The sequence below is a fragment of the Pontivivens nitratireducens genome, from assembly GCF_011290545.1.
In the GTDB taxonomy this organism is placed as follows: domain Bacteria; phylum Pseudomonadota; class Alphaproteobacteria; order Rhodobacterales; family Rhodobacteraceae; genus Pontivivens; species Pontivivens nitratireducens.
In genome coordinates this window covers 1,974,644-1,986,980 of the sequence record NZ_CP049811.1, presented here as the reverse complement: position 1 = coordinate 1,986,980, position 12,337 = coordinate 1,974,644, and the positions used below count along the sequence as shown (strand labels likewise).

Genomic DNA, 12,337 nt, shown 5'->3' with positions numbered 1-12,337 from the left:
ATGAGCACTGACCTACACCGTGCGGAGTTGCTCCCTGCCGACGCGCTTCGTGAAAAACGTCTTGGAATTTCAGTTTCAGACAGCCCCGACCTGCATAGGTTGGGTTTGCTAGATACGCATTTTCGTATGTCGTTAGGTGAACTAACGCGTACTGTTATAATTGGCGGCGGCTCCCTGTTCTACGGAGGGCACCTTCAATCGGACGGCATCACGAGTTTTTTGATAGAAGAATTGCATCGCTATGGGCGTCGAAACCGCCCTCTAAAAGTATGCCTTGCCTGGACGGTACATCGCTCGATGACCGCAGAGCAGATAGCAGAGCAAAAAGACTTTCTGGGTCTTTTTGGAGAAATTGTTTTTTTATCGGAAGACGGGAAACGTCTAGACGGGCCGCGCAACGATCCGCCCCAACAAGAATTTACGGCTGATGAGCGAGCCAAGTCGCTCTCTGGTTTAAGAAACTACATGACTAACAATACTGATGCCCGCATTGTTCTTGGTGGCAAACGAGCCGGTTTCGAAGGCGCAATGCCCGGCATTGTAGAGGAGGTCTTACTTTCTCTAAAACATCGTCAACCGCTTTATCTTGCAGGCGGTTTCGGGGGAGCAACAATTGATATCGTTCGAGCACTTCGTCCGAGTTACGCTGAGTGGCTTCCGACGGTTGAAGCAGACAAAGATCAGCGCGACCAGCGTTTGATTGATGGCCTTGATGCCCTAAAAACAATGGCTGAAACGCAAAAATGGGATGGGTATGAAAATGCATTGAGTGATGACGACAACAAGCTGCTAGCCGCCTCCTACCGACCAAGTGAAATTGCTGCGCTTGTTGGTAAAGGCCTGGGCCATCTTTTTAAAGCTTGATTCTAACCTGAGATTATCAAGCATCAGGCTGAACATTAAATGCGGTATCTTCTGGCTCTATGAGCGGTTTCAGAGGGCGCGATAGCCTTTTGATCGGGTTCAGCGTCGATACGCTGGCGCTCATCCAATCTGCGCAAGGTTGGTAAGGGTTCCAAGGGGTAGGAACGCCCCTTGCTCGATGGGATGGCTCCAAGGCAAGGGCTGCTATGACATGCGCCCTTCCTGGTCTCGATGAATCGTCTCCATGAAATGGTCATGGGGGTATCGGTGGGAGCAGGAACGCTCCCCTGATTGGTGATCGAACGGCCAGACGCTTCGTGCATGGTTCGGTGCAGGTGGATAGGCACTTCTCCAAGACCTGCGAGGGATTGACCGGCGATACGGTCTACTGGCTCTGAAATGGGTTCGATACCCTGGAAGAGCCACGGCTAGAGGGTCCACGGGAGAGCGCAGCGTCTCCCTGGCAAGATAGGTGTTGTGTACTACAACACACATCTTGCGTTCAGCGCTATTGGCAGATGCTAGAATTTTAAAGGCTTATCACAGCAATAAACGCTCCCGAAGTTTATTTCATCTCCGCCCAGTATTTCACCGGTCTACAAAAATCTGACACGCCGATTGCATTAAGTCCTTCGAACACTTCTTCAGGCATGTCCTCCATGTAGGGGGACTCTTTAACATACTTAGAAATGTCCTTCTCATAATGCCCCAGATGCGGCCACATTTGGTCCAAGTTGAATTTCATCATATCGTCGGCAGATTGGATGAAGTCGACCAAATTTTGCCCCTCCGGGCCTGATCGTCTCTTCACTTCCTCAACGAGATAATGCACTCGTGACGAAGAGATGGGATGAGTGCAGCCGTACACAATATTTCTGAATTCTTGCTCCCGAGAAATTTCACGATCTGCGGCTTCGAAACCGACACGCGTCATGAGAATGACCCTGTCATATATTTCCCACGCATAAAACATGACCAGTGCCCCGAATATCAAGCAACGAGCAGCAGCATCTTCAAGTTCAAGTTTCTCGCAAAGTGAAACGGTGGCACCGAGCGCCCAGAAATCGGCTTCTTTCTCTATCGGTTGCTCGACCAGATATGCATGATTTCGATCCAGCGATCTTTGAATTTGCACGTCACGAAAACCGGCCTCTGTCAGAAGCTTTCGAGCGGCCTCAATCTCACTTTGAGAGCGCCGGATTTCTGAGGTGGCTGCTCGCGCGTCTGCATGATCGAGATAGGCATGCGCAAACTCATGAGCCAGCAGGAAAGTGATTGCACCTCTGTTTGCATAGTATTTCGCAGAGTCGGAACTCAGTGGAATTTTCCATGGCTCTGGTTGCTTTGTTGCGGCTACGGTTTTCTTCACCAGATGCTGGCGTAATTGCCGTCTGAAATACCAATTTTCACCGATGTGAAACAACTCAACCTGACCACCAAAATGAGCTACCCCTTTATCAGAAACATAAGCAGAACAATAGATATCGATCAGTCGATTAAAAAATCCCGGCTTAGAAGGTCCAAATGTCTTTGGGTCGAATGTCGGAAGTATTTCATTATATATCAAAGGCAGTATAGAGAGCATTCCCTGGTTGATAAAAACAATATGCTCACTATCCGAAAACTTACTGCATACAGCATTCAGAGATAAAAACGGAAGAGAAGTAAGATGAATACGCCGCTTGTCTACCTCAAAAACGCCGGAAAAATAGTCATGGACGAATGCTTTTGTGTTGGCAAATCGCGAGAAAAAATTGGGGTTGTCATACTTGGTGTATCCCCCCCTGAGAAACTCCTCACTTAGCTCGCGCGGCTGAATTAGGTGCTTTTCAGGAAGCATAGCGTATTTGTAGTCGTCAAATTCCGACGCATCAGGTTTCAGATAGTTTGTCTCACCTTCTCTTAACTGATAATTCTTGATTTTTTGTAGGAAATCTAAGCACTCAGCTGGCGTTTCACCCAACCACCCAAGTGATGCTTCTTGGATATTCTCAACCAGTCCGACCGTGCTCACACCGCGCGCCCCTCTTGAACGTCGATCAAACGAGGCATGCAGTCTTGTGCATCTCTACGCCCGATTCCCATAACCTGAAGTCTACACAACGCTACACAACGCAGCGTTCATGTCCAGCGCGACAAGGCGAAGAGTATCGAAAAGCGCTAAATTGCTTTATGGTTCAGGGAAATCAATGTCAGCCGCAGAATTGTGATACTGCTCGGAACGCTGTTTGGAAAGGAACTCCAAAACTTCCGGATCGCCCCACCCATTCTCCGCTGCCAAGTCGGCAGGATCACGCCCTTTCAAATCCTTTATTAGATAGTCCAGGTCATCGCGTTTTGAAATGATTTCAAGCTCCTCCACTCGGGAAAGCCAGGCGATATGATGAAGTGCAGTCCAACCATTTTGGGAGTCCCGATAATTTACATCGACACCAGCTTCGACCAGCTCTTCAAATTTTGTTAAGTCGTCGCCTACGATAGCATCAATTAAGTCTTTTCCTGTAATTTCATCCATAAATATATTAATTTCTGCGCCGCTTGAAAATCTTGAAATTTTTTGCGGCAGCTTTTTCTTAGGTGAATAAATTAAACCATCTTCATTATACATAAACTCAACTACTTTTGAAACATTTATATTGCTATCTGGTGCCGCAATGCTCTTCGTTGGCACGATATATACGTGAGAGTCGCGTTGAGTGCCGATGTAGTTTGCAAATTCATTGCTATATGTGCGCTTGAAAAACAATTGAATCTCGGAGCCTGGCAACGCAACCGCCCAACCATGGTCTATCGAGAGCGTCTTTTTGCCTGCAGTGACAATTTCAGCAAGCGCGTATAGGCACGAGTTTTCAAAATGTTCAAAGCATAAATGCCTCATTCCTCTTTTTCCGCCTTCAATTGAAGGAGAAGAGAAAACTGAACCATCCAACTGCTCGGTGAGGGCATGAACTACAAGTCCGTCCCAAGCGAACTCTGCCAAACGCGCACCAGCATCCAGTCCAATTTGGGGGTTGGCCAGCTGCTCGTAGGAAAGCCGCTTAATTTCGGGGTGACAAAGATAGTCGACAAAGTGCTTCAATACATAGTCGATGGGCATGCCGCTCTTGGGGAATTTCCTGTTTGGTCTTTTTACAAATTCCTGAATTTTATTTGTATAGAATTTTAGGCTCTGGGTTTCCGCATGCTTCTCCCGGTCCTCATTTCCCGCATCGGCGCTGGAATACGCCCCACCGTCCAGCGGTAGATCAGTATAAGCTGCAATTTGATCAACAATTTCTGACCAACTTAATCTTCGAGGAAAATCCTCTGTTCCGAAATCGTGAAGCATCAAAAGCTCCCTACGAAGCAAATATTTTTGAAAAGGCGTATAAATTGGATACTTCATTTAACCACTCTTCCATTTCAAATCAGGCCCAAAGCTAACAACGAATACTGCAACTGCAAACAGGCAACTGCCGTAACCGCTAAACGGGAGCGTCAGGTTTACGTCAGGTTTCTTAGTCCCACCGGCACATAACATGTCCATGTCGACCTGAGGCATCCCCTCAGAAATCTTCGGGTCTGAAGTTCCAAGCCGCTTCACCCGGGAACGCGTTCCACAACGCTGCTTGTGGAGACATGGCATGAGTGAATACCTATTCGAAGGACTTGCTGTTCAGGCGCTGCCTGAGCGCCTGATGAAAACACCTGCTTTTGTGCAGGCCCTTGCACACAGGATCGTTGATCTTGGCATGTCGGGTGACGAAACCGTAGACTTTGTTCTGGGGACGATCTTCGACTTTGTGTCGAAAGGCGGCGTCTTGCTCGATACCAAGGGTGAAGAGATAAGCATTGACGACATCATCGAATGCTTTTCCGAAGAGCCGCGCCGCTGGATTAACTCGACAAAGAAATGGGCAAGCAAGCCCCCGAAGCAGCGGCTTCAGCAGCGCTGTGTGGCGCGCGTGACGTTCATCTATTTGGCCTTCCAAATTGTCGATGAAAACTTCGTTTCCGTTCCCAAATCGACGGGAGAGAAAAGCCAAGCCGCGTGACAAATCGAAATTTCGTCACCCCCCAACCGGCCCAGAAATGGGTCGGTTTTTTTTGTGTCCGGACAACTTCCGCCCAGCCTAATGCCGCGCTCTCACCCGCCATCGGTCAAGCCCTCAGGCCTCATACCAGTGCACGGGTTCCCCGTGCATCCAACCAATGGAGGCATTGTATGGGCAACGACACGCTGACGAAATCTACCACCGACACCGTGCTTGGCAGTGGGATCGAAAGTGCGCTGCAGGAGTGGATCAGGCCCCGCTCTCAGGAGCTAACCGAAATGATCAGCGACCTCAGGGCACGGGTTGACGATCTTGGCACCCGTGCTGAGGATGTGGCGGTACTTTCCGCGTCCGATGTCGCCGAACGCGCAGCTGCCGAAATTGCGGCAGAAGCGGACACAGCCGCCGCCAACATTCTCTCAAAAGGAGAGGAACGCAGCCAAGCACGACAGTATCAGGCCGCCTTCCAGCTCCAGCACAATTTACCGCGCCCGCCGCAAGAGCCGGATATCGTAAACAGCATCATTCTGCTTTTGCTTGCGATCCTTATTGAAGGAATTGCAACGGCAGCTTTCTTTCTCGGTGGTGGCTTCGTGGCCGGTGCAGGCGAAGCCTTGGTGCTCGGCCTGACTATCAGCGGGGTGAACACCCTGACCTCTGCGGGCATTGGGGGTTTTGTTTGCGGGCGGTACTGGAACTACGGGCTGAAGTGCCGGGAACCGGACGCCGCGATGGCAATCAAGCGTTGGACGGCGCGTGTCGGCGCTATCCTCACTGTTTGCGCGATAGGCGGTTTGCTCATCGCGTCCGGGATCGTGCGCGCAACCGGTGAAACTGATCACCTGAGTTTTTCTCTGGAAACCATCGGCGCGGCTGCAACCAACTTTCATTCCCTGATGCTTTGGGCAATCGGTGCTTGCTTCGCCATCCTCTCCTGGAAAAAGGGGATGACGGCGTTTTCAGACGCCTATCCGGGCTTCAGCGCCGCATCCAAAGCCGTCACAACGGCCACCGAAGAGACAAAGCTTCTTCATCACAATGGCCTCTCAGAAATCGATGCCGTTTACGAAGAAGCCATCGAGAAAATCGCAGAAATTGGCGATGACATTGACGATGCACGCGCAGACCGTCGTGAAGAACGGCGTGCCCTTGTTCACGAACGCGAACACCTGATCGGCAAGATCTCCGGCCTTGCCGATGACTTCCTGGCGTTTCGCGCCGGACAAATCAGCCAGTACGAAGCCATCACCGGCAGAAAACCAGCTGATGTGAATATGGCTCCCATCGATACCGCAAAGCTGACTGCTTTGTTGCCGGAAATTCCCAAAGATACGCCCAATCAGAATTCCGGCTCCGCCGATAGTCGAAAGCAGGCTGTCGCGGTACTTTCCGCTACGCGCAGCAAGAGCATTGAAGCGGTCAATACTGCCTATCAGCAATCCCTTAGGTGAAGGAGGCCACAATGAGCATCAACAAAAAGCGCAGAGGCCGGAACAAACGCGGTCGCGCCAGTCGGAATGGTTCGAGGACTTGGTTCAAAATCGCAGCCGCTGGCGTCGCGACCGCTGGAACGGTCGGCACTGTTGGCTTTCTGGCCATGAAAGATGCCAGCTATGTTCAGGCAGATGCAAACGGGTGCTACCCTGGCGTTCAGGCCCATACGGTGGCTCTGATTGACTCGTCAGAGCCGCGTTGGGACGCGGCTCAAACGCGTGATCTCAGCGCTGTGTTCGACAACCTTCTCAGCGGTGGTATGCGCTTCAACGAGCGACTTTCCATCGTCACAACGGAAGAGGGCCAGATCGGGGCCGTCGCCCATCCCGTCGCGAGCTTTTGCCAGCCCGCGACCACGCCCACTGAGCTGGTGCGCGTTGGCGCGAAATCTGCGACACTGGCATTCGTCCAAAAGCAAGCAGAGCATTTTCGCGAAACCGTTATTGAACCGGTGCTTACCGCTGTGCTTGATCCAAGCCCCGAGAATGCCGCACGTCGTCAGGAGCGGGAAAGCCCGATCCTGGAACAAATTCAATCCGTATCCCGGATGACTGAATTCCGTGAGGATGTTCAGGAACGCCATTTGATCCTCGTTAGTGACCTTCTTCAGTCAACGGTAGAGATGCAGGCATGTGTGCGACAAGGGGATTTGCCGTCTTTCGGGCACTTCAAGGCGACGGAGTATTTCGACCGGATAAAGCCGTATTCACTGCGCGGCGTGCGCGTCACGGTCTACATGCTCATTCGCGGTGGCTATGGCGGCGAATACCTTCCCTTCTGCTCGGAAGACGAGCTGACGGATTTCTACCGTGCCTATTTCGAAGATGCGGGTGCGTCTTCGGTCGAAATCATCCGCCTCCGCATGGGCGCCCATGTTTCTGGCCAGTGAGGGAACAGCGATGATCAATCACTCCGTCCCTTTTCACACTATCAAGTCCAGCCCTCGACGGGGCTGGACACACATGTCTGCGCAGCCTGTGCACCAACCATACACATCAGAGTGGAGCCTATGATCGGCAAACCGAACTCTAGCCCAGTCTGGACGGTCAATGCTCACTTTCTTCGTTCCTGCCTTGGTTTTGGCGTGGCCTGGATTTTTTGGGAAAAGGCCCCATCGGAGCCGAGCCCGCTCCACTTCATTGCCGGAGTCTTCGCGCTGGCCGGTGCGATCTCAGCGCTCAAGGGAACCTGGCACGCCTTCAAATACATCCGCGCGCTGCGCAAGTGGGCGAAGTTCAAGGCGCAAGGGGTCGCCCCCAAGGCGGATAAGCTGGCAAGCAAAAACGACCTTCGCACGAAGGGGCTGATCAAATGAGCTTCCCATTTAAAAAACTCCCAGGCCGCGCCATTGATCCAGAGGGGCGACGGCTGATCGGTTTCACGTTTGAAGACCGAGAGCCTATTTTCGCCCCGAAGGGGCATAGCTCAACCTATGCTGCCAATGGCACAGGCAAAACCACATGCATCGGCGTCCCTGGCCTGCTTTCTTTGGCGAGTTCTGAGCCACGCAAGGCCATCTTCATGTTTGACAGCAAAGAAGAAATTGCCGCGCAGGTCGCCAACATGCTCGACAAGCAGGGCAGAAAAGTTGCCGTCATCGACGATATGGGCGTCCATCCCGAATTTGCCCACTTACGCGTGAATTTAAACCCCTTTGGGGCGGCAGTTGCGACATACCGGCATGATCAGCGCGATTTGGTGTTTGCCCTCAATACAATCGTCAACGCACTCATTCCGGAACCGGCTGGCGGAGATGCAAAAAACAAATGGTTCCGAGATGTTCCAAGGGACATCAACCGGTTCGGAATCGCGGTTCTTCTCAAGAACAGTACGGCTCTGGCTACGCCGGGTTCTCTGTCCGATATCTTGTGCGATCCGGCCATGCTCAAAGGTTTCGCCGAAATCGAAGCCACAGAGGGCCATCTGATGCTTCAAGCGTTAGCCCGCACTGTATTGGAGGCCGCCAGCCATGAGAGTTGGCCTCAGCATGTATCCGAAGCAAGGCGGTCGCTTGACCTATTTTCACCCGGCACCCGATTGCACGATGCCGGGATCAATGCATCAATTTCGCATGAGGATTTGATCCGAGAAGGTTACATCATTTTCCTCGTGGGACCGCAGCGCTTCATGAATAGCCTAGGGCCCTATTATGCACTTCACATCCTCGCCTTCTGCGATGCTCTTTATAACGGCGCGGGCGCTTTGCGGATTTTGGCCGACGAATTTACGAATTCTCCCCTAGCGTCTATGGTGTCTGACGTCAGCACCCATGGCACAGATTTGTGGATTTGAATAAGGAAGGATTTCTGGTTCATCTTATCGATTAGGAGATCGAGATGACAAAGAAACCCCAGACGTCGAAAGACGCCGCCGAAAAGGTGGTTAAGAACATCCGCCGCAAGACGCGGCAAACCTATTCATCTGAAGAAAAGATCCGCATTGTATTGGCAGGCCTGCGCGGCGAGGAAAGCATCTCGGTGCTATGCCGCAGGGAGGGTATTGCTGAAAGCCTGTATTATAGCTGGTCGAAGGAATTTCTCGAAGCTGGCAAGCGCCGGTTATCTGGCGACACGGCGCGACAGGCCACATCGCCTGAGGTAAAGGATTTGCGTTCTGAGGCTTTGGCCCTGAAAGAATGCGTCGCTGATCTGACCCTTGAAAACCGTCTGCTCAAAAAAAGCATGACAGGGGCTGGGGAGTTCGCGGAATGAGGTACCCTGCATCTGAGAAGCTTGAGATTATCCGCACCGTTGAGGGGTCACATCTGCCAGTCAAGCAGACCCTCGACATGCTGGGTATCCCACGCACAACATTCTATCGATGGTATGATCTCTATGTCGACTTTGGCCTGGATGGGCTGGCTGATAGGTCCCCACGCCCAGGATCGGTCTGGAACCGCATTCCTAATGTCCGTCGTGATGACCTGATTGGAACATGAGGCCCTGACCACACGGGAACTTGCCGTCAAATACACCGATGAGAAGCGGTATTTTATCTCTGAGTCATCGGCTTACCGTATTTTGAAAGCGGCTGATCTAATCACCGCACCGGACTACGTGGTGATCAAGGCCGCTGATGAGTTCACAGACAAAACGACGGCAATCAACGAGATGTGGCAGACTGACTTCACCTACTTCAAGATCATTGGCTGGGGTTGGTATTATCTCAGCACGATCCTGGACGATTACAGCCGCTACATCATCGCCTGGAAGCTCTGCACAAATATGCGGGCCGAAGATGTGACAGACACGATTGAACTGGCTCTGACAGCATCAGGCTGCGACCAGGCCATTGTGCGGCACAAGCCACGTCTGCTCAGCGACAACGGCTCATGCTACATCTCAGCCGATCTGGCCAAGTGGTTGGAGGATCAGAAAATGACGCATGTCCGCGGCGCGCCATTCCACCCGCAGACCCAAGGCAAGATCGAACGCTGGCACCAGACCATGAAGAACAGGGTTCTGCTCGAGAACTACTACCTACCCGGTGATCTCGAACGCCAAATAGGGGCCTTCGTCGATTACTACAACAACCAACGCTACCACGAGAGCCTAAACAACGTCACACCGGCCGACGTCTACTTCGGGCGAGACAAAGCCATTCTAAGGGAAAGGGCAAAGATCAAGAAACAGACAATCCGACAACGCCGCTTGCAACATCAAAAACAAGCAGCATAATCAATCATACAAACGAGCCAGAGCCTCCAATGCTCAAGCCGCTCTGATGTCCCATTTTATATGACGACGGACAGTTGTGATGACTGCGGCAAGCCAATGACGGCTGCCTGGAGCAAAGGCTGCCGCAAACGGTACGCCTATTACCTGTGTGACACGAGAGGGTGCGAGTCAAAGCGCAAATCGGTCCCGCGTGCACGGATCGAAGATGGCTTCTCGGACATCTTGAAAAACATGCAACCGTCCAAGCGCTTCTTCGCGCTCGCAAAGCAGATGTTCATTGACGCTTGGGATATGCATTTGGCGGAAGCGCATGTCGCCAAGCAGGCAATGGTAAAACAGCTCAAAGAGGTCGAGACTCAGATCGAAGGTGTGCTGGATCGGATTGTAGAAGCGACAAACCCGTCCGTGATAACGGCCTATGAAAAGCGGATCGAGCGGCTGGAACGCGACAAGATTGTGCTGGCTGAAAGGGTCGAAAACCATATCCCGCCCAAGGGGAGGTTGGAAGAGTTTATCGAACTCTCGCTTGTGTTCCTGTCAAGGCCTTGGGAAATATACGAAAATGGCTCTCTTGCCGTGAAGCGCACTGTGCTGAGATTGGCATTTTCCGAGCCACTTCGCTATAGCCGGGAAAACGGTTATCGAACTACAGAAACCACCTTTCCGTTCAAGGTGTTAGCTGGTTTCAACAACCAAAATCAAGAGATGGTGCGGTCGAGAAGACTCGAACTTCCACGGGTGTTACCCCACAGCGACCTCAACGCTGCGCGTCTACCAATTCCGCCACGACCGCATATCCCAGCTTGGTGTCGGGTGCATAGCGAACCGTCGGGGGGATGTGAAGCGGAAAAGTCATGCGCTGTGAAAAAGGCCGCCGCCTCGCGTTTCCGATCAGCCAGCATCGCGACAGTACGCTGGCGATCAGTCCGATGCGGCGATATGAAAAGTGCAGCATTTGCGCAGAAGGAACGATAATGGTCGAGTGGAAGCTTTCAGACACCCCGGTCAGCTATCCCGATGCAGTGGCGCACATGAACCGGCAGGTCGCGGGCATTCGTTCAGGCGATATGTCCGAACAGGTTTGGCTGTTGGAGCATCCGCCCCTCTACACGGCTGGGACCAGTGCCGAGCCTGGCGATCTACTGACTCCTGACCGCTTTCCGGTTTATGAGGCGCAGCGCGGCGGGCAATACACCTATCATGGGCCGGGACAGCGGGTGGCTTATGTCATGCTGGACCTGAACAAGCGGGGGCGCGATATCCGTGCATTCGTTGCGAAGCTGGAAGCGTGGGTCATCACCACCCTGGCCGAGTTCAACGTAACCGGTGAGATTCGGCCCGGACGTGTCGGTGTCTGGGTGCAACGGCCGGACCGCCCCACCCTGCCCGATGGAACCATACGAGAGGACAAGATCGCCGCAATCGGTCTGCGCGTGCGCAGCTGGGTCAGTTTTCACGGAATATCGCTGAATGTGGAGCCGGACCTGAGCCACTTCGACGGCATCGTGCCGTGTGGCATCCGCGATCATGGCGTCACTTCCCTGGTCGATCTGGGCCATCCGGTGGGCCTGCCCGATGTCGATATCGCGTTGAAGCAAACGTTCGAACAGGTTTTCGGTGAACCGGGTCATCATTCGACGTGAAAAAGAAGGCATGAAAAAAGCGCGGCCCCCAAGGAGCCGCGCCTGATCGGTCTTGCGACCGCAGAGTCAGAGAGTCAGAAGGATCAGTTGATGATCGCTTCGATGTTCTCTTTCTTGACCGAAGTGGTCTCGTCGCCCTCGACGATGTCCTTGATCTGTGCCAGCTGGCCCAGCGTCAGCGTGGTAACGTCGGCTTCGACGCCCAGTTGGCCCAGCTCGTTGGAAACCAGCGATTCAAACATGGTGAGGCCTTCGCCCATGGACATTTCGGCATGTGCCTCAGCGAAAGCTGCGGGAGCAGCGAAAGTTGCGGCGGTGGCGAGTGCAATAATAGTGCGCTTCATAAGATAATCTCCATTTTTTTGTTTACGACAGTCCGAAACAATCTCCGGCATCCCCGTCGTGATTGAGTAACTCGGGTAAGGCGGGATTGGTTTCATATAAAATCGTTCACTAGAGCGTGATATGCAGCAGATACGCGCGGCAGCCATGATGTCCACAGATTACACAAATCAAATCAGTGCCTTACCTGAATGATGCCAATCAAACCCTTTCGATCAGCCAATCGCTGAACCATCTGACACCATGCTTTTATCGCAGGGACAGCAACGCTGTGATGGCGGCC

The 12,337-nt window shown here is 52.6% G+C and carries 11 protein-coding genes, 1 tRNA gene and 1 pseudogene; 8 read left to right on the top strand and 5 right to left on the bottom strand.

Features of this window, described 5'->3' with window-relative positions; genetic code table 11:
• Nucleotides 1-864 (top strand): hypothetical protein, encoded by an 864-nt coding sequence (locus tag G8E03_RS09845; RefSeq protein WP_166191149.1) that lies wholly within the window; start codon nucleotides 1-3, stop codon nucleotides 862-864.
• Nucleotides 865-1,429: 565 nt separating this feature from the next.
• On the opposite strand, the gene G8E03_RS09840 is transcribed toward G8E03_RS09845, so the two are convergent.
• Together G8E03_RS09840 and G8E03_RS09835 are read right to left on the bottom strand one after the other, a co-directional pair.
• Nucleotides 1,430-2,878 (bottom strand): hypothetical protein, encoded by a 1,449-nt coding sequence (locus G8E03_RS09840; protein ID WP_166191147.1) that lies wholly within the window; start codon nucleotides 2,876-2,878, stop codon nucleotides 1,430-1,432.
• A 156-nt stretch (nucleotides 2,879-3,034) separates the two neighbouring features.
• Nucleotides 3,035-4,249, bottom strand: a complete 1,215-nt coding sequence (locus G8E03_RS09835) for an ankyrin repeat domain-containing protein (protein WP_166191145.1) — start codon at nucleotides 4,247-4,249, stop codon at nucleotides 3,035-3,037.
• Nucleotides 4,250-4,487: 238 nt separating this feature from the next.
• Between G8E03_RS09835 and G8E03_RS09830 the strand changes: the two genes are divergently transcribed.
• The 6 genes and pseudogenes from G8E03_RS09830 (at nucleotide 4,488) to G8E03_RS09805 (ending at nucleotide 10,069) form a co-directional block, all read left to right on the top strand.
• Nucleotides 4,488-4,898 (top strand): hypothetical protein, encoded by a 411-nt coding sequence (locus G8E03_RS09830; protein WP_166191143.1) that lies wholly within the window; start codon nucleotides 4,488-4,490, stop codon nucleotides 4,896-4,898.
• 170 nt (nucleotides 4,899-5,068) lie between these two features.
• Nucleotides 5,069-6,349: a hypothetical protein gene (locus G8E03_RS09825; protein WP_166191141.1), complete on the top strand. Its 1,281-nt coding sequence runs from the start codon at nucleotides 5,069-5,071 to the stop codon at nucleotides 6,347-6,349.
• Between the two features lie 11 nt (nucleotides 6,350-6,360).
• On the top strand, nucleotides 6,361-7,281 hold the full coding sequence (locus G8E03_RS09820) for a hypothetical protein (RefSeq protein WP_166191139.1): 921 nt from the start codon (nucleotides 6,361-6,363) through the stop codon (nucleotides 7,279-7,281).
• 120 nt (nucleotides 7,282-7,401) lie between these two features.
• Nucleotides 7,402-7,707: a hypothetical protein gene (locus G8E03_RS09815; RefSeq protein ID WP_166191137.1), complete on the top strand. Its 306-nt coding sequence runs from the start codon at nucleotides 7,402-7,404 to the stop codon at nucleotides 7,705-7,707.
• Nucleotides 7,704-8,684 carry a type IV secretory system conjugative DNA transfer family protein gene (locus G8E03_RS09810; protein WP_166191135.1) on the top strand — a complete coding sequence of 327 codons (981 nt, stop codon included), beginning with the start codon at nucleotides 7,704-7,706 and terminating at the stop codon, nucleotides 8,682-8,684. The genes G8E03_RS09815 and G8E03_RS09810 overlap by 4 nt, the downstream gene beginning before the upstream one ends.
• A gap of 44 nt (nucleotides 8,685-8,728) precedes the next feature.
• Nucleotides 8,729-10,069: pseudogene (locus G8E03_RS09805) on the top strand (IS3 family transposase).
• Nucleotides 10,070-10,237: 168 nt separating this feature from the next.
• Here the strand turns inward: G8E03_RS09805 and G8E03_RS09800 are convergent.
• Both G8E03_RS09800 and G8E03_RS09795 read right to left on the bottom strand, forming a co-directional pair.
• A complete protein-coding gene (locus G8E03_RS09800) occupies nucleotides 10,238-10,552 on the bottom strand; it encodes a hypothetical protein (RefSeq protein ID WP_166191133.1) in 315 nt (104 codons plus the stop codon).
• A gap of 223 nt (nucleotides 10,553-10,775) precedes the next feature.
• Nucleotides 10,776-10,862, bottom strand: a tRNA-Leu gene (locus G8E03_RS09795).
• Between the two features lie 181 nt (nucleotides 10,863-11,043).
• Here G8E03_RS09795 and lipB point away from each other — a divergent pair.
• Nucleotides 11,044-11,712, top strand: a complete 669-nt coding sequence (gene lipB, locus G8E03_RS09790; RefSeq protein WP_166191131.1) for a lipoyl(octanoyl) transferase LipB — start codon at nucleotides 11,044-11,046, stop codon at nucleotides 11,710-11,712.
• A gap of 83 nt (nucleotides 11,713-11,795) precedes the next feature.
• On the opposite strand, the gene G8E03_RS09785 is transcribed toward lipB, so the two are convergent.
• Nucleotides 11,796-12,056 (bottom strand): hypothetical protein, encoded by a 261-nt coding sequence (locus tag G8E03_RS09785; RefSeq protein WP_166191129.1) that lies wholly within the window; start codon nucleotides 12,054-12,056, stop codon nucleotides 11,796-11,798.
• Nucleotides 12,057-12,337: the final 281 nt, after the last annotated feature.